Source organism: Exiguobacterium sp. s130, assembly GCF_018619055.1.
GTDB lineage: Bacteria > Bacillota > Bacilli > Exiguobacteriales > Exiguobacteriaceae > Exiguobacterium_A.
Window position 1 is genome coordinate 36,825 of record NZ_JACSNI010000005.1, and the last position, 21,372, is coordinate 58,196.

20 protein-coding genes and 1 riboswitch are annotated in these 21,372 nt (G+C 48.3%); of the genes, 17 read left to right on the plus strand and 3 right to left on the minus strand.

Annotated features, from left to right (window positions below; all coding sequences use genetic code 11):
- Positions 1 to 143: 143 nt before the first annotated feature.
- From nagA to HZS85_RS12740, 3 genes are all read left to right on the plus strand, one after another.
- Positions 144 to 1,301 carry an N-acetylglucosamine-6-phosphate deacetylase gene (gene nagA / locus HZS85_RS12730; RefSeq protein ID WP_214856378.1) on the plus strand — a complete coding sequence of 386 codons (1,158 nt, stop codon included), beginning with the start codon at positions 144 to 146 and terminating at the stop codon, positions 1,299 to 1,301.
- Positions 1,298 to 2,059: a glucosamine-6-phosphate deaminase gene (gene nagB, locus HZS85_RS12735; protein ID WP_214856380.1), complete on the plus strand. Its 762-nt coding sequence runs from the start codon at positions 1,298 to 1,300 to the stop codon at positions 2,057 to 2,059. The genes nagA and nagB overlap by 4 nt, the downstream gene beginning before the upstream one ends.
- A gap of 323 nt (positions 2,060 to 2,382) precedes the next feature.
- On the plus strand, positions 2,383 to 3,492 hold the full coding sequence (locus HZS85_RS12740) for an LCP family protein (protein WP_251137983.1): 1,110 nt from the start codon (positions 2,383 to 2,385) through the stop codon (positions 3,490 to 3,492).
- A gap of 57 nt (positions 3,493 to 3,549) precedes the next feature.
- Here the strand turns inward: HZS85_RS12740 and phnF are convergent, their stop codons facing one another.
- A complete protein-coding gene (phnF, locus tag HZS85_RS12745; protein WP_023467107.1) occupies positions 3,550 to 4,284 on the minus strand; it encodes a phosphonate metabolism transcriptional regulator PhnF in 735 nt (244 codons plus the stop codon).
- Between the two features lie 128 nt (positions 4,285 to 4,412).
- Between phnF and HZS85_RS12750 the strand changes: the two genes are divergently transcribed.
- The 12 genes from HZS85_RS12750 (at position 4,413) to lysA (ending at position 16,922) form a co-directional block, all read left to right on the plus strand.
- Entirely contained in the window at positions 4,413 to 5,561 is a 1,149-nt protein-coding gene (locus tag HZS85_RS12750; protein ID WP_214856382.1) for an alanyl-tRNA editing protein, read from the plus strand.
- Positions 5,558 to 5,986 carry a GNAT family N-acetyltransferase gene (locus HZS85_RS12755; RefSeq protein ID WP_214856383.1) on the plus strand — a complete coding sequence of 143 codons (429 nt, stop codon included), beginning with the start codon at positions 5,558 to 5,560 and terminating at the stop codon, positions 5,984 to 5,986. The genes HZS85_RS12750 and HZS85_RS12755 overlap by 4 nt, the downstream gene beginning before the upstream one ends.
- Before the next feature lie 118 nt (positions 5,987 to 6,104).
- On the plus strand, positions 6,105 to 7,310 hold the full coding sequence (locus HZS85_RS12760) for an argininosuccinate synthase (protein ID WP_214856384.1): 1,206 nt from the start codon (positions 6,105 to 6,107) through the stop codon (positions 7,308 to 7,310).
- On the plus strand, positions 7,307 to 8,677 hold the full coding sequence (gene argH / locus HZS85_RS12765) for an argininosuccinate lyase (RefSeq protein ID WP_214856385.1): 1,371 nt from the start codon (positions 7,307 to 7,309) through the stop codon (positions 8,675 to 8,677). The genes HZS85_RS12760 and argH overlap by 4 nt, the downstream gene beginning before the upstream one ends.
- 70 nt (positions 8,678 to 8,747) lie before the next feature.
- A riboswitch (Lysine riboswitch) is annotated at positions 8,748 to 8,925 on the plus strand.
- 112 nt (positions 8,926 to 9,037) lie between these two features.
- Complete coding sequence (locus tag HZS85_RS12770) at positions 9,038 to 10,237, plus strand: aspartate kinase (RefSeq protein ID WP_056063449.1); 1,200 nt, start codon at positions 9,038 to 9,040, stop codon at positions 10,235 to 10,237.
- A 13-nt stretch (positions 10,238 to 10,250) separates the two neighbouring features.
- Positions 10,251 to 11,243: an aspartate-semialdehyde dehydrogenase gene (locus HZS85_RS12775; protein WP_214856386.1), complete on the plus strand. Its 993-nt coding sequence runs from the start codon at positions 10,251 to 10,253 to the stop codon at positions 11,241 to 11,243.
- Positions 11,244 to 11,260: 17 nt separating this feature from the next.
- Positions 11,261 to 12,142, plus strand: a complete 882-nt coding sequence (gene dapA, locus HZS85_RS12780; protein WP_214856387.1) for a 4-hydroxy-tetrahydrodipicolinate synthase — start codon at positions 11,261 to 11,263, stop codon at positions 12,140 to 12,142.
- The gene (gene dapB / locus HZS85_RS12785) at positions 12,139 to 12,885 is read left to right on the plus strand and encodes a 4-hydroxy-tetrahydrodipicolinate reductase (protein WP_214856388.1); all 747 of its coding nucleotides are present in this window, start codon (positions 12,139 to 12,141) and stop codon (positions 12,883 to 12,885) included. Before dapA ends, dapB begins: the two co-directional genes overlap by 4 nt.
- The gene (dapD, locus tag HZS85_RS12790) at positions 12,872 to 13,579 is read left to right on the plus strand and encodes a 2,3,4,5-tetrahydropyridine-2,6-dicarboxylate N-acetyltransferase (RefSeq protein WP_029340774.1); all 708 of its coding nucleotides are present in this window, start codon (positions 12,872 to 12,874) and stop codon (positions 13,577 to 13,579) included. The genes dapB and dapD overlap by 14 nt, the downstream gene beginning before the upstream one ends.
- A gap of 25 nt (positions 13,580 to 13,604) precedes the next feature.
- Entirely contained in the window at positions 13,605 to 14,537 is a 933-nt protein-coding gene (locus HZS85_RS12795; protein ID WP_214856390.1) for a branched-chain amino acid transaminase, read from the plus strand.
- Complete coding sequence (gene alr / locus HZS85_RS12800) at positions 14,534 to 15,592, plus strand: alanine racemase (RefSeq protein ID WP_214856392.1); 1,059 nt, start codon at positions 14,534 to 14,536, stop codon at positions 15,590 to 15,592. The genes HZS85_RS12795 and alr overlap by 4 nt, the downstream gene beginning before the upstream one ends.
- A 13-nt stretch (positions 15,593 to 15,605) precedes the next feature.
- A complete protein-coding gene (gene lysA, locus HZS85_RS12805; RefSeq protein ID WP_214856394.1) occupies positions 15,606 to 16,922 on the plus strand; it encodes a diaminopimelate decarboxylase in 1,317 nt (438 codons plus the stop codon).
- 120 nt (positions 16,923 to 17,042) lie between these two features.
- Here lysA and HZS85_RS12810 read toward each other — a convergent pair whose 3' ends face one another.
- Positions 17,043 to 18,038 (minus strand): LysM peptidoglycan-binding domain-containing protein, encoded by a 996-nt coding sequence (locus HZS85_RS12810; protein WP_214856395.1) that lies wholly within the window; start codon positions 18,036 to 18,038, stop codon positions 17,043 to 17,045.
- Positions 18,039 to 18,230: 192 nt separating this feature from the next.
- On the opposite strand from HZS85_RS12810, the gene HZS85_RS12815 reads away from it, so the two are divergent.
- Positions 18,231 to 19,358, plus strand: a complete 1,128-nt coding sequence (locus tag HZS85_RS12815) for an ABC transporter ATP-binding protein (RefSeq protein WP_035412384.1) — start codon at positions 18,231 to 18,233, stop codon at positions 19,356 to 19,358.
- Complete coding sequence (locus tag HZS85_RS12820) at positions 19,355 to 20,938, plus strand: ABC transporter permease/substrate-binding protein (RefSeq protein WP_214856396.1); 1,584 nt, start codon at positions 19,355 to 19,357, stop codon at positions 20,936 to 20,938. Before HZS85_RS12815 ends, HZS85_RS12820 begins: the two co-directional genes overlap by 4 nt.
- A 145-nt stretch (positions 20,939 to 21,083) precedes the next feature.
- On the opposite strand, the gene HZS85_RS12825 is transcribed toward HZS85_RS12820, so the two are convergent.
- On the minus strand, positions 21,084 to 21,269 hold the full coding sequence (locus HZS85_RS12825) for a hypothetical protein (protein ID WP_214856397.1): 186 nt from the start codon (positions 21,267 to 21,269) through the stop codon (positions 21,084 to 21,086).
- Positions 21,270 to 21,372 lie beyond the last annotated feature (103 nt).

Genomic DNA, 21,372 nt, shown 5'->3' on the forward strand with positions numbered 1-21,372 from the left:
GGGCGACCCTTTGTCTGTGGACAAACGGGATCGTCCTTTTTAAAATTTATCGAAATGTACAAAGGTCTATACAACTAGAATTAATAGCGTTATACTAAATACGGAAGCAAGTCATGGAACGGACAGAGAAAGGATGACGGCAGATGACAGTAATCATCAATGCCCGGATTTATACGGGAGAACAGACGATCGAGGATGGGTTCATTCGTTACGGTCGAACGATCGAGGCGATTGGTTTGATGTCGGAATTTAAAAAGATCGCAGGAGAAGAGACGATCGATGCGCATCATCAATCGCTCATCCCTGGAATGATCGATGTACACATTCATGGAGGATATGATGTCGATGTCATGGATGGGGATGCGAATAGTCTTCGTGACTTTAGTCGTCAGATGTTACAAGAAGGCGTGACATCCTTCTTAGCGACGACGATCACCCAAGATTGGGCAAACATCACACGAGCGCTCGAGACGGTGCGAACAGTCGTTGAGGAAGAGGACACGACGATTGTCGGTGTTCATCTCGAAGGGCCGTTCATCAACCCGGATTATGCGGGTGCGCAACCGCACGAACATATCGTTGAACCGGATGTCGAACAGTTCCTGAAATGGCAAGAAGCAGCTGGCAATACGATCAAACTCGTGACCTATGCCCCAGAACGCCCGGGAGCGCGTGCGTTCGAAGAGGCAGTGCGCTTGACGGGTGCAATTCCGTCTGCCGGACATACGGACGCGACGTATGCCCAAAACCAAGCGGGTCATGTCACGCATGGTACCCATCTTTACAATCAAATGCGCGCACTGCATCACCGGGAGCCGGGAACGGTCGGGTACTGTCTCCTGACGCCGGAAGTCTATGCCGAAATCATTCCGGACGGGATTCATAGTGCACCGGAAATGGTCGACTTCGCCTACCGGATGAAGGGCGCTGATCGATTGATCGTCATCACGGATGCGATGCGCGCCAAAGGACTCGCAGAAGGTGAATACGAGTTAGGGGGACAAGCTGTATTCGTTCGAGACGGTGCGGCACGCCTTGAGAACGGTAGTTTAGCCGGAAGTGTCCTGACGATGGACGCTGCTTTACGAAACATCATCGCCTTTACAGGGTGTACGCTCGAAGAAGCCGTCCGCATGACATCGGTCAATGCGGCAAGAGAGCTTCAATTGACACAAAAGGGAAGTCTCTCGGTCGGTAAGGATGCGGATATCGTGTTGCTCGACGAGGGATTACGTATTCAAGAAACGATTCATCGTGGTACGCGATACCGGATCACGAACGGAAAGGAGTCTACCTCATGAAATGGATGATCGTAGAAAAAGGAGAAGAATTAGCACAGGTGGCCTATCAATTTCTGAAACAGGAAATTGAGCGTCATCCGGAAGGGTTGACAGTAGGACTTGCGACAGGCAGTTCACCGGTCGGCGTTTATGAAGAATGGCGGAAGGACTCGCTCGACTGCCGACATGTGACGACGGTCAATCTGGACGAATATGTTGGTCTCAGCCCGGCGCATCCACAAAGTTATCATACGTTCATGCAAGAACACTTGTTTAATGACGTACGCTTCAAGGAATCTTTCGTACCAATCGGGAATACGGAAGATCCGGTTAAAGAAAGTGAACGATATGAAGCGCTCGTCCGAGAGCGGGGGATCGATATCCAATTGCTCGGAATCGGAGCCAATGGACATATCGCTTTCAATGAGCCAGGTACACCGTTCGATGCCAAGACACACGTGACGGAATTGACGGAATCGACACGAGAAGCAAATCAACGTTTCTTTGATCGATTGGAGGAAGTACCGACGAAAGCGATCACAATGGGAATCGGTACGATCATGGAAGCAAAAAAAATCCTTCTTGTCGCTTCAAGCGAACGAAAGGCAGAAGCCGTTCGCGATATGATGGAAGGCATCGCGACGACGGATTGTCCGGCGACCGTACTCAAACGTCATGCCGATGTTATGGTGATCTTGGACGAAGAGGCTGCCTCTTTATTGTCAGATGACGCTAAACGTACAGGGCGGACAGCATATTTGAATTTCATAAAAGTATGACGGAGAAACACGAATGAATCACAAGGTGCAGAAACAATCGATGGATTGGCTCTGTATCTTTTTTGTTATTCCTAAAAGCAGTGAACGAAGCCCGGTATCATGCGATTTTATATTTTGAGGACAGACAGGTGAGAAAATAACGAAAAAGGACATGACGGAGCATTCATATGGATCAGGCGACGAGTTATGAAGCTTACATTATTTTGGATACAGCTATTCTGTGCCGTTTCTTTAATCGAAACGTAAATTGACATTTCATTAAATGTCCGGATAATGGAGATTAGCGAACTTTACGGAAAATTTACATGAAAATGAGGGTTTACATGATGGAAACGCGATCCGCACGAAAGAGACAGCCAAGTGCTGGCAAGATGTTCATGAAAGTCATCGCTGCACTCGTCCTGCTCGTTACAATCATCGGTTCTGGTTACGCTGGAGCTGTTTTTATTAAAACGCAAGAAACATTGGCAAAGACGCAGATTAAGATTCCCGGCTCAAAAGTGAGCTCTAAATATGATGATGTACCGTCCGAATCATTCTTGATTCTCGGAACGGATGAAACGAAAAAAAGCAAGGAACGACATGAACCGGCTCGTTCAGATGTCATGATCGTCGGAATCTTGAACAAAAAGACGGAACAATTAGTGTTGACGAGTATTCCACGTGATTCACTCGTAAACATCGATTATTCGAAGTATGACATCCCGTACGGCAAGACGGGGGTTGAGCAAGATAAAATCACACATGCCCATTACTTCGGTTCGATGGATAAATCGAATTCCTATAATGGTATTAAATTAGCGCGTGAAACGACAGAGAACCTACTCGGGATTCAAATCGATCACGTCGTCAAAGTCAATTTCCAAGGATTCGTGCAATTGATTGATGCATTAGATGGTGTGGATATCGATGTGCGATATGCGTTTAAGGAGCAAGATTCAAAACGTAAAGCAGGTACCATCACCGTCGATAAAGGGATGCAACATTTGACGGGGGAACAGGCACTCGCCTATGTCCGGAACCGTCATGATGATCCGCTCGGTGACATCGGTCGCGGACAAAAACAAATGCAAGTCATTCAAGCGGTCGCAAAAGAAGCGGCAAGTTTCCGTTCGCTCAGTGCATACCGTGATATTTTGGATGCCGTCGGTGATAACGTCGAAACAAACTTAGGACCGAATGATTACACACGCTTAGCAGATTTCACGGCAGCACTACGTAATACGACGGAGTATCAGCTCGCTGGAGAAGGCTATATCGGCGTCAGTGGAAAATGGGAATACCATCTCGATCCGAATCAACTCGAACAAGTGAAAGGCAACTTGGCGAAGGCGATGCAAGGTCAAGAAGTCAAGCCAATCACAGACGAGACGGACGCTGCACAAGATACAACAGAACAAGCACCAGAGACAGAAACGGTCCCTGCGCAGTAATTTGTATACGAAAAACCCCTCGAGTCACCGTCTCAGCACGGCGATTCGAGGGGTTTTTCAGCGTTGGCGTTCCATTTCGACGGTGAAGGTATAGCGGTCTCCACGGTAAGCGGAGATAACGTATTCAAACGGTTGTTCCGTCGCAAGATACGTCAGTTGCTCGACGGATAGGACGGGCGAAGCGGTCGACAAACCAAGGTGACCCGCTTCCTCCTTCGTCGCGAGACGTGATTCAAATGTCTGACTCGCACGTCCGAGGTTCAATCCGCTCGCTTCAGCGAATGCATAGAGCGATGCGGTCGCGACGTCTTGATCAAGTCCGGGTAGGAGTTGTTCCGGGATGTAGACGGTCTCAAGAGCAAGCGCTTGCTCATCAGCAATACGTAAGCGTTTCAGTTCATATACCGATGCCCCTTCGCGAATCCGGAGCTTATTCGCGATCGTCATCGAGGCGTCGATGATTTGATAGGAGAGGAGCGCACTCGTCGGTTCTAAGCCTAAGTGCTCCATCTCTTCCGAGAAACTCGTCAATCCAGAAAGTTGCATGACGATTTTTTTGTTCGCGACGAATGTTCCACGTCCTTTTTGACGAATCAAGTAACCGGCGTTGACCAAGTTTGAAATGGCTTGGCGGACCGTCATTCGGCTGATTTGATGCGCTTCCGCAAATTCGCGCTCGGACGGAATCAAATCGCCAGGTTGAAGAACACCGCTTTCGATTTGTTGTTTTAAGGCAGCTTCGATTTGATAGTAGATGGGGAGTGGTGAATTTTTATTGATATGCTGAATCACGGCATTTCGTCCCTTCGCGATCGGTAGTCTTTCGTCTAGTGTACTAGGAAAAAGGCAAGCCGACAAACGATTCTGGATGAAATATGGCATAATACAGAGTGAAACTGACAGAGAAAGGTGGTCGAGGCATGCGCCCCGAACAAATAGAATCCGATGTCCGAACCTTTCAGACATCCCTTCGTGCGACAAAACAAGTAGACGGCTATTGGGTTGCTTTAGAGAAAAGTTACTTTTACCCGGAGAGCGGTGGACAGCCAGCGGATCGTGGAACATTGAACAACCACCCTGTCCTTGACGTTCAAATCGAAGACGGTGTCGTCTGGCATCAACTGGCGACGCCGCTCACAGGTGACGTCACCGGGATCGTGGATGACGCAGTCCGAATCGATCATGCGGCGCAGCATACGGCACAACACGTCATCTCTGCGATCCTACAAGATGAATCAAATATCAAGACACTCAGTTTTCGGACAGGGAGTGAGGTCTCGACGCTTGATATCGAGACACCTGAATGGACAGCTGTTCAACAAGAGCAGTTGGATCGACGATTACGACAGGTGATTGAACAAAGATTGCCGATCACGGCGACTGAATATGACGAGGCGGAAGCGCTACGCTTACCATTACGAAAAACACCGCAAGTCGAAGGACGGATTCGTGTCGTTCAAATCGGCACACTCGACTACAGTGCTTGTGGTGGAACGCATCTCGATTCGACGGCACAGCTCGAGTTAATTCTTTTTACTGGAGTCGAACGAATTCGTGGGAACATTCGTCTTTCTTATGTCGCAAAAGAACGGGCACATCAACTTCTACAGGCAGAACGTCATGCCTTGCGGGAAGCAGCGCAAGCTTTATCAGTTAAACCAGTTCAAATTCCAGAAGCAATTCAAGCGGTACAGGACGATCAGAAGCGCTTAACGAAACAGGTCGAACAAGCTCAAGGGCAACTCGCCGCTCTTACACTCGCTCACGCTTTGGAACAACAAGAAGGGCTTCTTATGTTTGAACATCTGGAGGAAGAGATCAAGGTTTCCGAACAACTCGCGAAAGCGATTCAAGAAGCGGGACGCATTGGTGTCGTCTGGAATGCGACGGTGAACAAGTTACTGATGAGCAGTCCAGGTGAACCGCATCTCGGGAAGTTTGCCAAAGCGCATGTCCAAGCATTCAATGGACGAGGTGGAGGAAGTGCAGTTCAGGCACAAGCACAATTTACGAATCGGGATGATGCGATGGCATATGTCGATCGACTACGGGAGGAATATCAGTTATGACAGTCATTCAAGTACGTACAGCAGAACAACAACAAGCCGTTCGGATGATCCGGGAGCGTGTCTTTGTCGAGGAACAAGGCGTACCACGTCATCTTGAATACGATACACATGATGAAACAGCGATTCATCTGCTTGTCCTCGATGAACAGAGTCGACCGGTTGCGACGGGTCGCACACGTCCATATGACGACCAACGGATGAAGGTGGAACGTGTGGCGACGCTGTCGACAGCCCGAGGAAAAGGATACGGTGGTGAGTTGATGCAGGCGATGGAACGTATTGCGCGACGTGAAGGAAAACAACTGCTGATACTCGGTGCACAAGTCCAAGCCATCCCGTTTTATCAAGGTCTTGGGTACACGATCGTCTCCGATGAATTCGACGATGCGGGCATTCCACACCGGACGATGGAGAAGAAAATGTAAGTTATTTTGAAAGAAATCCTGCAAAAAGGGTTTCTTTTTTTTGTTTTCTATGTATATATATAATTCATAGTGAATTTTTATACAGAAAAATGAATTAAAAACCAGGAGGGAATTATACATGTCAAAGCAAAAATTAATCTTAGCGTACTCTGGGGGACTCGATACATCGGTAGCCATCAAATGGTTGAGCAAGGACTATGATGTCATTGCCTTATGCATGGATGTCGGAGAAGGAAAAGATTTATCCGTCATCAAGGAAAAAGCACTCCTCGTCGGTGCGATTGAATCAATCGTTCTCGATGTCAAAGAAGAATTCGCACAAGACTTTGTCTTGCCAGCCCTTCAATATGGCGCTCATTACGAAAATGCCTATCCGTTGATCTCAGCGCTTTCGCGTCCGTTGATTGCAGAAAAACTCGTCGAAGTCGCGCATGAATATGGTGCAACGGCGGTCGCACATGGATGTACCGGAAAAGGGAATGACCAGGTCCGGTTCGAAGTTTCGGTCGCGGCACTTGATCCGTCACTCGAAGTCATCGCACCGGTTCGGGAATGGAAATGGTCACGGGAAGAAGAAATTGCCTACGCGAAAGAAAACAATGTGCCGATCCCGATCAACCTCGATAGCCCATACTCGATCGACATGAACCTTTGGGGACGGAGTAATGAATGTGGCGTCCTAGAAAATCCATGGACAGAACCACCACAAGACGCATACGCGTTGACGGTAGCACCAGAAGACGCTCCGGATCAGGCAGAAGAAGTCATTATCGGCTTTGAAGCAGGTGTTCCAGTTTCCATTAATGGGACGACGTATCCATTAGCGAAACTGATTACGGAACTGAATATCATCGCTGGAGCACATGGGGTCGGACGGATCGACCACGTCGAGAACCGTCTCATCGGTATCAAATCGCGGGAAGTCTATGAGTGCCCAGGCGCAACTGTTTTACTCAAAGCTCACGCTGCACTCGAGACGATTACATTGACGAAGGACGTCGCGCATTTCAAACCATTACTCAGCAAACAATATGCAGAAACAATCTACAACGGTCTCTTCCATGCGCCATTGACAAAAGGATTGAAAGCTTTCTTGACGGCGACACAACAGGACGTCACAGGAGAAGTTCGCGTTAAACTGTTCAAAGGAAATGCAACTGTCACAGGTCGTCAGTCGGCTGTCTCGCTTTATGATGAGAAACTTGCGACGTACACGAAAGAAGATGCATTCGATCATGAAGCAGCAAAAGGCTTCATCAAATTACACGGTCTTGCCGTTTCAACGCATGCGAGTGTACATCGTCAGGCGGGTGTAACGAAATGACCAAACTCTGGGGTGGACGTTTTACGGAAAGTGCTTCCACTCAAGCGGAAGCCTTCGGAGCATCAATCACGTTCGATCAAAAATTAGCAAGCGTTGATTTGAAAGGCAGTCTCGCACATGCACAGATGTTATTTGAACAAGGGATTCTCGCTCAAGATGAGTGGACACAAATCCAGCAAGGATTAAAGCAACTCGAAGCGACGTTAAAGGACCATTCCTACACATTAGCGGACGAAGACATTCATATGAATCTTGAGCGTTTGTTGACGGAACAGATCGGTCCAGTTGCAGGGAAACTGCATACGGCACGGAGCCGAAACGATCAAGTCGCAACCGATTTACATCTATGGATGGAGCAGCATGTCGAAGCGTTGACGACGGCATTGCGCGAGCTCCAATCGGTCATCACGGAACAAGCTGAGCAACATATCGAGACGGTTATGCCGGGGTATACGCATTTGCAACGGGCACAACCAATCTCGCTTGCGCATCACTTGCTCGCTTATTTCTGGATGTTCGAACGCGATGTCGAACGATTGACGGACAATCAAAAACGGATCCGAAAATCACCACTCGGAGCGGGGGCGCTCGCGGGGACCACGTTCCCGATCGACCGTTTCCGTTCTGCCGAGTTGCTCGGTTTTGAGTCGGTTTATCCAAACAGTCTTGATGCTGTCTCGGACCGTGATTTCGTCATCGAATACCTCGGGATCGCCTCGACCGTCATGATGCATCTCTCGCGTTTTTGTGAGGAAATCATCATCTGGGCGTCGCAAGAATTCAGCTTCATCGAGTTATCCGATGCCTTCTCGACAGGCTCAAGCATGATGCCACAAAAGAAAAACCCTGATTTTGCTGAATTGATTCGTGGAAAAACGGGGCGCGTCTACGGCAACCTGATGGGCTTCTTGACGACGATGAAGGCATTACCACTCGCTTACAATAAAGACATGCAAGAGGATAAGGAAGGAGTCTTCGATACAGCAGATACCGTTCTCAAGTCCGTTCAAATCTTCACCGGAATGATTGAATCCGCGACGTTTAAGACCGAAGCGCTCAAGAAGGCGACAATGCAAGACTTCTCGAATGCAACGGAACTCGCCGACTACCTTGTGACGAAAGGCATACCATTCCGGGAAGCACACGAAATCGTCGGGAAAGCCGTCCTCTACTGTGTGCAAAACGGTTGTTTCCTGAAGGACTTGAGTCTCGAAACGTATCAAACGTTCCATCCAGACATCACAGAAGACGTCTATCCGCTCCTCGATCCGGTTCAAGCAGTAGCACGCCGGACTAGCTACGGGGGGACAGGGTTTGCTGCCGTGTCGGAGCAACTCGAACTCGCGAAACAGCATCTTGCGAATTGACGAATTTTGAAGAAAAACAGTCAAATGACTGGATTTAACAAAAGATGTCTGCTATAACTGTAACTAACAACCGACAGATAGAGGCGCGGATGACATGAGTAGCATCATTCTTGAAGGCAAGCATGCTGAATGATGTGAAAGGGGAAGTCCGCCGAAGTGAACGAGAAGATGCTTCTTCTCATTTGCTGGTACAACGGTTAAGATCCGTTGTACTGCCGAAACCGATGTTTCGGAGCGCTATCTTACGTAAAAGAACGAATGACTTTGTCTTCGTTTGTCCGATCGTGATAACGACGGGCCGTAGGAACGCTCCTACCGGCCCGTCGTTTTTTTCTGTATCGGGACAAAGGAGATAGGATTGTGACAACTGTACTTAAATTTGGTGGAAGCTCGGTTGCGACTGTCGAACAGATTCAGTCTATTGCGAATTATTTGAAGAGTCGCGCAGCCGAAGGTGAAAAACTCGTCGTCGTCGTTTCGGCGATGGGCAAGATGACAGATTCTTTGATCGCTCAGGCGCAAGCCATCACGGATCGCCCTGAGCGGCGAGAACTCGATCGTCTGCTTGCCATCGGAGAAGAACAGACGATTTCATTACTCAGCATCGCTCTCAACTCACTTGGCGTCAAAGCGTTATCGCAAACGGGCGCGCAAGCAGGGATCAGCACGATGGGTGTGCATACGAAAAGTAAGATCAAACAGATTGATGGAGATCTATTACGACAAAAACTCGAAACGTACGATGTCGTCATCGTCGCCGGATTCCAAGGTGTCAACGAACTCGGTGACGTGACGACGCTCGGACGGGGTGGATCGGATACAACGGCTGTTGCCCTTGCGGCAGTCCTTGATAAACGGTGTGAAATCTACACGGATGTCGACGGTGTCTATACGGCTGATCCACGAATCCATGCCACTGCTCAACCGATTCCGCACATCTCATATGATGAGATGATGGAGATGAGCGCCCTCGGGTCGAAGGTCATGGAAATGCGGAGTGTCGAACTAGGAAAAAAATACGGCGTACACATCTTCGTCGGGAAAACACTTGAATCGAAAAGGGGAACATGGATCATGGAAGCGACGGAAACAATGGAACAAAAAGCGGTCACGAGTGTCAGTGTGACGAAGAACGTCTTGACGGTATCAATCAAACACGTACCGCAAACGAACGCAGCAGTAGCCGATATCTTCGAACTCTTATCGAACCGCCACGTCAACATCGACATGATCAGTCAAACGACGTTTGACAGTGACATCTTCCTATCGTTCTCCTGTCCACTCGATGAGGAAGAGTTCCTCGATGAAGCATTGAAAGACATCATGGATCGCTTCACGACAGTCAAGGTCGACCGCCACGATCAGCACGCGAAGTTATCTGTCGTCGGAATCGGGATGCGGGATGCAACAGGTGTTGCCTCAAAGTTGTTCGCGATCTTCCGAGCGGAGAATATCCCGTTCTATCAAGTCACGACATCAGAAATTAGCATCTCGTACACGATTGCACAAGCAGACATTGAACGGACGGTTGCAGCGATTGCAAACGCGTTCGAGTTATAAGGAGGAAAACAGCATGTATCATGTAGCCGTCATCGGAGCAACCGGCGCCGTCGGTCAAAAAATGTTACAAGTACTCGCAGAACTGGACTTCCCGGTCAGCCGCCTGTCCGCTTACGCTTCTGCTCGTTCAGCAGGGAACACGGTGCAGTTCAAGGGAGAAGATATTACGATCCAAGCGCTGACGCCAAACATCACGGAAGACGGGATCGATGTCGCGTTGTTCGCAGCAGGCGGAACGATCAGTGAGCAATATGCCCCATTACTAGCTGAAAACGGAACACTCGTCGTTGATAATTCAAGTGCCTTCCGGATGCAGGAGACGATTCCACTCGTCGTGCCAGAAGTCAATCCGCAAGCGATTCAAGCGACAGACCGCTTGATCGCAAATCCGAACTGTTCGACGATTCAATCCGTCGTCGCTTTAGCACCGCTCCAGTCACTCGGATTCGAACGGATCAACTATACGACGTATCAGGCCGTATCCGGTTCCGGTCAAAAAGGAATCGAGGATCTGGCACGCGGGGCACGCGGAGAAGAGCCCGTCAATTATCCGCATCCGATTCACGATAACATCTTGCCGCATATCGATGTGTTCCTTGAGAACGGTTATACGAAAGAAGAGCAGAAGATGATTGATGAAACGCGGAAAATCTTCAATCTTCCAGCATTGCCTGTCAGTGCGACATGTGTCCGGGTTCCAGTCACGAACTCTCACTCGGTTGCAATCAACGTCACGTTTACACAACCGACGACGGTTGCAGCGATCCGTGAAGCACTGGAAGGCGCACCGGGCGTCGTCCTCATCGATGATGTCGCGAATACGCGTTATCCGATGCCACTTGACGCAAGCGGGACGGACGACGTCTACGTCGGTAGGATTCGACAAGATGATAGTCTCGCGAACACGTTCCATCTCTGGTGTGTAGCCGACAACATTCGAAAAGGTGCCGCGTCAAACGCCGTACAAGTCGCACGCCAAGCAATCGAACAGTCGATTCATTCATAAAAAAGGAGGAGTTCTTCATGTTCAAAGGAGCAGGTACAGCGCTCGTCACACCATTTAATGAAGCAGGCGAGTTGGATCTACATGTATTCGAACGCTTGATCGAGCAACAACTCGCAGCGGGGATTCAGGCACTTGTCGTCGGAGGAACGACAGGAGAAGGTTCGACACTGACAAACACGGAATTCGAACAACTATTGACGACTGCCGTTCAAGTCACGGCAGGACGAGTACCCATCATTGCCGGAACGGGTTCGAACAATACGGCAGCAACAATCGAGAAGACGTTACTCGCAGAACGCCTCGGTGCGGATGCAGCGATGCTCGTCACACCGTACTACAATAAAACATCACAAGCCGGTCTCGTCGCGCACTTCACGGCGGTCGCTGATGCAACCGAATTACCGATCATGCTGTACAACGTTCCGTCGCGGACAGGCGTTGCGATCGCAGTCGAAACCGCAGTGACGTTAGCACGTCATCCACGCATCCAAGCGTTTAAGGAAGCGAGTGGAGACGTCAGCTTCATGGGTGAACTGATGGCGGCAATTCCGGAAGACTTCGCGGTCTTCTGTGGAAATGATGATCAAATCCTGCCGTATATGGCATGGGGGGCACAGGGTGTTATTTCAGTTCTCTCTAACCCGTATCCAGCAGAGACACAAGCACTTGCTGAAGCGTTACTCGCGCAAGATCTCGTCACGGCACGCCGGATTCAGGCAGACTTGTTACCGGTCATCGGTGCTTTGTTCAGTGATGTCAATCCGATTCCAGTTAAAGCATCGCTTGAAGAACTCGGTTTTGCTGTCGGTGCGCCGCGCTTGCCGCTCGTGCGTCAATCGGAAGCGGGACACGTCCACTTACTCGAAACGATGCGGGCTTACAAAGGAGTGGTTCGATGAAACTCGCGTTACACGGTTATGGGGCGACAGGACAATACGTCGTCGAACTCGCACCACAAAGTGTCGTAGCGATCGTTGACCGGACGAAGTCATCCGATACGATCGCTTCATATGCCGAGCTAACAGAGATGGCAGAAACGGTCGATGCAATCATCGACTTCTCGCATCCGAGTTTGCTACCGGATCTGCTCGCATACGGGTTGGCGACAAAAACACCACTCGTCATCGCGACGACTGGTTTTTCGGAGGCGGAACTGGCATCGATCAAGGACGCTGCAAAAGAAATTCCGATCTTCCAGTCATACAATATGTCGTACGGCATCGCGATGGTGCAGCAACTGCTGAAGACACTTGTGCCACTAGCAGGAGCGTATGACATCGAATTGCTCGAGAAACATCACAACCAAAAAGTCGATGCGCCAAGTGGGACGGCGGAGTTGTTATTGAAAACGATTCAGACGGCACGTGACGTCACACCGGTATATGACCGGTCACAAACGCGGCAAAAGCGGGAGACGAACGAGATCGGGATGCACGCGATGCGCGGCGGTACGATCTTCGGAGAACACGAAGTCTTATTCGCAGGTGTCGACGAATTGATTGAAATCAAACATACGGCATTATCGAAAAAAGTATTTGCTTCTGGTGCGATCAAAGCAGCTGAGGCACTCATTCAAAAAACAGCGGGACTCTATACATTAGAGACGCTCTACACACAGGAGGATTCACATGTTACTCACTGATGCTTACGAAATTGCTAAATTCATTAAAGATGCTAAAAAACAAACACCGGTAAAACTTTACGTCAACGGCGATTTGGCGGGCTTGACGATCGAAGGCGCAACAGCGTTCGGATCAGATGAATCAAAGATTTTCTTCGCGGATGCAGGACTTGCGGCTACTTTCTTAGAAAAGTATTCAGATCGCATCACGGATGTTCACGTGGAGTATGACCGTCGCAACAGTGCGGTACCAATGCTTGATACACGTCACTTGAATGCGCGCATCGAACCAGGTTCATGGATTCGTGATCATGTCGTCATCGGTGATAACGCGGTCGTCATGATGGGTGCGATCATCAATATCGGTGCATCGATCGGAGATGGTACAATGATTGATATGAACGCTGTCGTCGGTGCACGTGGGACGATCGGGAAAAACGTTCATGTCGGCGCAGGTGCCGTGGTCGCGGGTGTCCTCGAACCACCTTCAAAAACACCTGTCATCATTGAAGACGGTGTCTTGATCGGTGCGAATGCAGTCATCCTTGAAGGCGTCAAAGTTGGTAAAGATGCCGTCGTCGCTGCTGGTAGTGTCGTCACAGAAGACGTACCTGCTGGAAGCGTCGTTGCCGGAACACCTGCACGTGTCATCAAACAGAAAGATGCGAAAACAGAAGAGAAGACGCAATTGGTGGATGATTTACGTTCACTCTGATTGACGTCGAAGAGGAGGAAAACACATGGCAGTGGATACACAGTATGGAGAAGCAATTTGGTTAGATGGAGTCTTTCATGATCCGAAAGATGCGAACACGAGCGTCATGTCACATGCGATTCACTATGGTAGTGGATTCTTTGAAGGAATCCGTGCTTACGCGACACCGGACGGACCGGCGATTTTCCAATTGAAGGAACATATCGAGCGTCTCTTCCGCAGTTGTGCGTACTACCACGTCACGATTCCGTATACGGTTGATGAACTCGTCCAGGCGACGATTGATCTCGTTGCGAAAAACGGATTTGAATCTTGTTATATCCGTCCATTCGTGTTCCTCGGTACGCCATGGCAAGCCTTGATGGCGAAAGATACGACAGTTCATGTCGGCATCTCTTGCTGGGAACTTGGGGAATACTTCGATAAAGGCGCTGGCATCCGTGCTAAAGTCGCTTCATATCGCCGCGTCTCATCAACGATGATGCCAATGCAAGCGAAAGCGGCTGCCAACTATATGAACTCACAACTCTTAAAAGGTGAAGCCATCCGTGATGGATTTGATGAAGCGATCGCACTCGACATGAACGGAAATGTCAGTGAAGCGAGTGTCGCGAACCTCTTCCTTCTTAAAAACGGAACGATTCATACACCATCACTTGATTGTTCAGTACTCGATGGTATCACACGCCAAGTCATTATCCGTTTGGCACAAGATCAAGGCTATCCTGTCGTCGAACGTCACATCGGACGCGATGAATTATATGTCGCAGATGAGATTTTCTTAACAGGAACAGCTGCTGAAATCACGAGTGTCGGCGAAATCGATCATATCTCCATCAACGGCGGAACACGGAACGTCGCAGATGAATTGCTCGATCTTTACCGTCAAGCCGTCACAGGTCAATTGCCGCAATACGCGGATTGGTTGACGTATGTGACTCCAGCTATTGCGGAATGACGACGCGTACACTCGTTACGATCGATCGGAAGGCGGTGCGACGGAACGTCGCATCGGTCTTCGCTCGGTCACGTAAACATATTTTTGCCGTGGTCAAGAACAATGCGTACAACTTAGGGATGCTCGAGATGGTCGAGACGCTGATGGCGTCTGATGTTCATCATTTTGCTGTCGCAGAGTTGTATGAAGCCATTGAAATTAAAACGAATTTTCCAGACAGTTATGTACTGGTGATGAATCCGACGGAGGATTTTGAAACAGCACGACGTTTCGGAATTGCACTCGGTGTCTCATCGCTAGAATGGCTCGCTCTCCACAGTGAACAGCTGCAGGGAGTCGAGTTACATTTGAAGATCAACGTCGGGATGAACCGTTTTGGTGTCAGTTCGCTTCAGGAAGCGGAAGCTGTCCTTACGCTTGCGCAAGCAGATTCGCTCGCTTTAACGGGTTTATATACACACTTTCCACTTGCCGATGAACCGGATGCGGATCACGATGGACAAGTCGAACGTTTCGTCGCCATTGCCGATGTACTACGAAAGCGCCATACGTTTACGTATATGCACTCTGAAAACAGTGCAACGATCGTCAAACACGATCCGCGTCTCGCGTTTTGTAACTATGTCCGTCCCGGGATCTTCTTATTCGGCTATTCGCCGATCGAAAAGATGGACTGGCTCGTACCTTCACTCCGGATGACGACGGAGGTCGTTGAAATTCGCGAAATCGGACCAGGTGAGCACGTGGGATATGGCACGAATTTTACGAGTACAGAACCGATGCGGATCGCTATTTTGCCCGTCGGCTATGGGGACGGTGTTGTCCGTGGACGGGCCGTTCTACCCGTTCATATTAAAGGGAAGCCTTATCCAGTTATCAATAAACTATTCATGAGCCATACGTTCGTCGCTGTCGATGGAACGGTGGAAGCCGGAGACGAAGTTGTGCTATATGGAGATGGCGTTGAAATTGACGATATCACCCGGACAGGAGCAGCGAACAATTCAGAGCAGATGTGTGCCCGGTCATGGCGGTTGACGCATCAGTATCTATAAGGAGGAACTTATTATGTATGGAAGTCAATACCTGACAGAAGAAAACAACACGTTGCACATCGATGGTGTCGCAGCGACCGATCTTGCAGCACAGTACGGAACACCGTTGTACGTGATGGCAGAACGGGAGCTGACGGATCGACTGGCGATCGTCCGGGAACACTTCCTTGATAAGTATCCGAATACGTATGCTTCCTTCGCTTCTAAAGCATTGACTGTTAGTGCCGTATATGAACAAGTCGTGCGTCATGGACTCGGAATCGATGTCGTCACGGGCGGGGAACTCTTCATCGCCCGTCAATCGGGCGTTCCAGCAGAGCGAATTTATTTCCATGGTTCGAATAAATCAACGGCTGATCTTCAGTATGCTGTCGAAGAAGGTGTCGGACGAATCGTCATCGATCACTTTGCAGAGATTGCACAACTGGATGCGATTGCGGCACAAGCTGGTCGAACGGTTCATGTCTTGATTCGGATCGTGCCACAAGTCATCGGTGGAGCGCATGCGAAAATTCAGACAGGTGGTGTCGATACGAAATTCGGTTTCTCGACACATGCGTCAGATTACTTGGACGCAATCGAAGCGATTTTAGCATCAGAACATCTATCGTTACTTGGCATCCATTGTCATGTCGGTTCGCAAATCCAAGATCCGTCGCTGTTCGAACAGACGGCTCGGACGATGATGGGCTTCGTCGAAACAATTCGTGTACAACATGATTTCACAGTCAGCGAAGTCAACGTTGGAGGTGGGTTCGGAATTGCCTATACGCAGGACGACCAGCCACTTGATTTTGAAGCGACGATCGCACGCGTCATGGATGTCATTGAGACGGAAACGGCACGACTTGGCATCGAACGTCCGCGAATCGGTATCGAACCAGGACGCTGGGTCGTTGCGAATGCAGGGACGACACTTTATACAGTTGGGGCAATAAAAGAGATCGAAGGCGTCCGGACATATCTTTCGGTGGACGGTGGAATGACGGATAACATTCGTCCCGCACTTTACGGAGCGGTTTATGAAACCGTCATCGCTAACCGGATGAGTGGCGAAACGACCGAAGTGACCGTCGTTGGAGCAGCTTGTGAATCAGGTGATCTCGTCGCTGAAAAAGCGCAGTTAGTTACGCCAAAGAGTGGCGATACCCTCGCTGTATTTGGAACGGGAGCGTATAACTTCTCGATGGCAAGCAACTACAATCAATTCTTACGTCCGGCACTCGTCTTCGTTCAGGACGGGGAATCCCGCGAAGTCGTCCGTCGACAAACATATGCGGACTTAGTTCAGTGTGATCTTGGAATCAATGGGGTCCGTTCGGAGTCATAAGAGGTGAGGGGTCAAGCGATTGACGACAAAAAAACCGGCGTTTCGCCGGTTTTTCATACATGTGACGATTCTTCTCGCGACTAGAGAGGAATCGTTTTTTTTTTGCTGTGATCAGTCTATTTATTTTGGGATTTTCAAGACTTGTCCAACGAGTAAGAGATTCGGATTTGTGATGCCGTTCGCCTGCATTAATGCTGTGACGGTGACGCCGTAACGTGTCGCAATCGAGTAAAGTGTATCACCCGCTTTAACCGTATACGTCGTTGTCGGGATTTTTAAGACTTGACCGACATTGAGTAGACTCCAATTCGTGATGTTGTTCGCACTCGCGAGGGCAGAGACCGAGACATTGTATTTACGGGCAATCGAATAGAGTGTATCGCCCGCTTTGACAGTATACGTCGTACCGGTTGGGACCGTAGAACGCAACAGTTCTGAAATCGTGACGAACGAATAGCCTTTTGCTTTTAATTTCGAAATCATCGTCGGCAGGGCGGTTGGTGTTCCTTTCGCACCAGCCCCAGTATGCATGAGGATGATTGATCCAGGAACGACTTTTGGTAACACACGATCCAAGATGGCTGTTGAAGAGATTCCTTTCCAATCCGTCGAATCGATATTCCATTGAATCGTTTTCGTATAACCAGCCGCTCCGACGACACTCAATACCTTACTGTTACTCGCACCGAACGGCGCCCGAAAAATCGGTTTCGTCGTTTTTCCGGTCAAGGATCGGATGAGCGACTCCATCCGGGATAATTCACTTGTCATTTGGCTTGCTGATAAAGTCGTGAAATCCGGATGTGAATACGAGTGATTGCCGATTTGATGTGTTGGAGAGGCGGTTGTGATGTTTTTAATCGATTGAGGATGGTTGTTTGCACCACTGCCTGTTAAAAAGAAAGTAGCTTTCACTTGATTACTTTTTAAGACACTTAATATTTTGGCAATGTTCGTTCCATCTGAACCGTCATCAAATGTCAATGCGACGACTTTTTTGGTCGTCGTTCCTTTTGTGACAAACGTAGAACTCGCTGCATCGACCTGTGAGGGAATTGAAAGTGGGGTTAAGAGAAGCAATCCGATCATCATGATGGTGGGTTTCTTGATGTTCATCGTTAAGGGCCTCCTTCATCAAAACATGCTTTATCAGTACTCTTTATTTAGGTATTCCCTTTATTTTTAAAAAAAGAACTAAGAATTTCCCCTTTTTCAAAGAAATAAAACTGATCTAATGGAAATTTGTTTAAACCGTAACCTTTTTGGGAAAACATAATATATGGAAATAGTAAAAAGGAGTGAGAAGGAATGATCGAATTCAAAAACGTCGGCAAGCAGTTTAAGGAAAATGTCGTCTTAAAAGGCTTATCGCTCGAGATTCAAAAGGGTGAACTCGTTGTTTTCATCGGACCAAGTGGTTGTGGGAAAACGACATCACTTAAAATGATCAATCGATTGATCGAACCTTCTTCAGGTACGATTTTGGTCAATGGGAAGGATATCATGAAGACGGATACGATTGAATTAAGACGCCATATGGGATATGTCATTCAGCAAACTGGTCTGTTCCCTCATATGACGGTCCGGGAAAACATTCAATTGATTGCTGGACTTGAGGGGAAAGATCACGATGAGATGGATCAGCGGACAGAACAACTATTAACGATGGTCGGGCTTGATCCGAGACAATTTATTGATCGTTATCCGAGCGAACTCAGTGGCGGACAGCAGCAACGTGTCGGTTTCGCGCGGGCTCTGATGAATGATCCTGATGTCATCCTGATGGATGAGCCGTTCAGTGCTCTCGATCCCGTTACTCGTAATGATTTGCAGGAAGAGCTTTTCAACTTACAAGAGGAAGTGAAAAAGACGATTGTTTTCGTCACTCATGATATGGATGAAGCGATCAAGTTAGCGGATCGGATATGTATCATGCGTGATGGGGAGATCGTTCAGTTCGATACTCCAGAAGAAATCCTGCGTCATCCAAAAGATGAATATGTCGAATCGTTCATCGGAAAAAATAAAATTTGGAGTAGTCCAGAATTCATCAAGGCAGAAGATATCATGATTGAGGATCCAGTTTCAATCAGTGGTAAACGTACATTGCTACAGGGAATTGAAATCATGCGTGGGCGAAAAGTCGACAGTCTATTGATCACTGATCGTGACCGCGTTTTACAAGGGCTGATTAAGTTAAAGAACATCCAGACGATCCCGGATAAGAGCCAACGAATTGAAGAAGTAATGGAGGGCGAAATCATTGCCGTCAATGAACACGATTCGTTACTTGATGTCCTTGAAGTCATGAATCAGGAAGAGACAGGTTATCTGCCGGTAACAGATGCAACAGGAAAACTAAGAGGATTAATCACACGTAGTAGCTTACTTTCCGTCTTGAGTGAGCAATTCATTCATGAGGAGGAAGTTCAATGAACGGTTTCTTTGATTATGTAAAAAATAATACCGATCAAATCGGTGACTTATTACTGGAGCACTTACAGCTGACGGTCTTTGCCGTCGTCATCGCCGTCGTCCTTGGGATTCCGATCGGGATTTTAATCACGCGCTATCAAAAGTTCGCAAAACCGGTCCTCGCGCTGACGAGCGTCGTGCAAGCCGTCCCGAGTCTTGCCTTACTCGGTTTCTTAATTCCGTTCATCGGTATCGGATCGACACCAGCGATCATCATGGTCGTGCTCTATTCACTCTTGCCGATCGTCAAAAATACGTACACAGGTCTATCGAGTATTCCGGGAGATACGCTTGAAGCAGCAAAAGGAATTGGTTTGACGGATCGTCAAATCCTCAGTAAGGTCCAGATTCCGCTTGCCTTACCGATCATGATGGCAGGGATTCGGATTTCAGCCGTCACAGCGGTCGGTTTAATGACGATTTCAGCATTCATCGGTGCCGGTGGTCTTGGTTACCTCGTCTTTTCAGGTATTCAAACGGTTGATAATAACCAGATTCTCGCCGGAGCGATTCCAGCTGGTATTTTAGCCCTTGTCATCGACTTTGTCGTCAGCCGGATTGAATATTCGGTGGCACCGAACGGTATTCCGCTCGCGGATGGTCGAATTAAAAACAAGGCACGGAAACGCCGTAAAGCGATGTCAGCGGGACGCAAGATCGCGATCGCAAGCATCGTCTTCCTATTGGTTGGTGGTACAGTCGCTTATTCTTTCCTCAAGGAAGATAAGATCGTCATCGGATCGAAGAACTTTACGGAACAGTTGATTCTTGGAAATATGTTAGCGGATTTAATCGAAGATAAAACGGATCTACAAGTCGAACGTCAATTAAATCTCGGAGGGACGAAGGTCGCTTACGGGGCGCTTGAAAAAGGGGAAATTGACGCATATGTCGAATACACAGGGACATTGTTGATCGACGTGCTCAAGCAAGAGGTCGAGACGGATCCGAAAACGGTCTATGCAAAAGTCGGGAAGATGATTCCCGAAAAAAGTCAGGTCGATGTCCTAGATCCGATCGGCTTCAACAATACGTATGCTCTTGCCATGACAAAAGAAGACATTAAGAAGTACGACTTGAAGACAGTGTCGGACATGTCAAAAGTCAGTGATCGCTTGATTCTCGGTTCAACGATTGAATTCGCGAACCGTGAAGATGGTTATCTTGGTCTAAAGAAGAAGTATCCGGATATGAAGTTCAAAGATGTACAACCAGTTGATGGAGGACTTCGCTATACAGCATTGACGAACGGTCGAACGAATGTCATCGATAGTTTTTCAACAGACGGTCTTTTGAAGAAGTTTGATTTGACTGTACTCAAAGATGATAAAGAGTTCTTCCCACCATACTATGCGGTACCACTTGTTCGTCAAGAAACCATTAAAGAACATCCAGAGCTGAAAAAAGTCCTCAACACATTGAAGGATAAAATCACGGATGAAAAAATGCAAGAACTGAACTACAAAGCAGATGTTGAGAAACAACGTCCTGAAAAAGTCGCGCGCGATTTCTTGATTAAAGAAGGGTTGATTTCTAAATAAACAGATAGAGCCGAGGCGGGAATCCGCTTCGGCTCTTTTTGTATGCGCGCTGACGCGCTATATCGTTTTGGAAAATACGTAATCAAGTGATTAAATTATTTTTTGATGCGACTAGCGAGCCAAGCGCGAACAGTGCGTTGCTGAATCATACACGTTCTTCCTCTCGGTTTAATGTTCCAAGGCGGTGCTCGGCATCTTTAACGATACGTACTTGAACCTCGACTGTCAACCAATCTGTTTCGAATTCAGGTAACGTCGGCAAACCATAGCTTGGGTTACTCGTAGATGAAAATAAATCAGACATAATACGTTCTTCATATACTGGAATCATATAAAATCCCCTCTCTGTGTCTTGATTCATCTCTTGCACCTCTAGTGTACGAAAGAATTGTAAAGACGGAAGAGGGGAGGTGTTAAGAACCCGTGAAATTTGT

Coding starts and splice junctions, on each gene's coding strand:
- HZS85_RS12750 (WP_214856382.1), top strand. CDS start 4,413: ATGCGCCCCGAACAAATAGAATCCGATGTCCGAACCTTTCAGACATCC.
- HZS85_RS12815 (WP_035412384.1), top strand. CDS start 18,231: ATGATCGAATTCAAAAACGTCGGCAAGCAGTTTAAGGAAAATGTCGTC.
- alr (WP_214856392.1), top strand. CDS start 14,534: ATGACGACGCGTACACTCGTTACGATCGATCGGAAGGCGGTGCGACGG.
- HZS85_RS12755 (WP_214856383.1), top strand. CDS start 5,558: ATGACAGTCATTCAAGTACGTACAGCAGAACAACAACAAGCCGTTCGG.
- HZS85_RS12820 (WP_214856396.1), top strand. CDS start 19,355: ATGAACGGTTTCTTTGATTATGTAAAAAATAATACCGATCAAATCGGT.
- HZS85_RS12795 (WP_214856390.1), top strand. CDS start 13,605: ATGGCAGTGGATACACAGTATGGAGAAGCAATTTGGTTAGATGGAGTC.
- argH (WP_214856385.1), top strand. CDS start 7,307: ATGACCAAACTCTGGGGTGGACGTTTTACGGAAAGTGCTTCCACTCAA.
- HZS85_RS12810 (WP_214856395.1), bottom strand. CDS start 18,038: ATGAACATCAAGAAACCCACCATCATGATGATCGGATTGCTTCTCTTA.
- dapB (WP_214856388.1), top strand. CDS start 12,139: ATGAAACTCGCGTTACACGGTTATGGGGCGACAGGACAATACGTCGTC.
- dapD (WP_029340774.1), top strand. CDS start 12,872: ATGTTACTCACTGATGCTTACGAAATTGCTAAATTCATTAAAGATGCT.
- dapA (WP_214856387.1), top strand. CDS start 11,261: ATGTTCAAAGGAGCAGGTACAGCGCTCGTCACACCATTTAATGAAGCA.
- HZS85_RS12775 (WP_214856386.1), top strand. CDS start 10,251: ATGTATCATGTAGCCGTCATCGGAGCAACCGGCGCCGTCGGTCAAAAA.
- nagA (WP_214856378.1), top strand. CDS start 144: ATGACAGTAATCATCAATGCCCGGATTTATACGGGAGAACAGACGATC.
- lysA (WP_214856394.1), top strand. CDS start 15,606: ATGTATGGAAGTCAATACCTGACAGAAGAAAACAACACGTTGCACATC.
- HZS85_RS12825 (WP_214856397.1), bottom strand. CDS start 21,269: ATGATTCCAGTATATGAAGAACGTATTATGTCTGATTTATTTTCATCT.
- HZS85_RS12760 (WP_214856384.1), top strand. CDS start 6,105: ATGTCAAAGCAAAAATTAATCTTAGCGTACTCTGGGGGACTCGATACA.
- HZS85_RS12740 (WP_251137983.1), top strand. CDS start 2,383: ATGATGGAAACGCGATCCGCACGAAAGAGACAGCCAAGTGCTGGCAAG.
- nagB (WP_214856380.1), top strand. CDS start 1,298: ATGAAATGGATGATCGTAGAAAAAGGAGAAGAATTAGCACAGGTGGCC.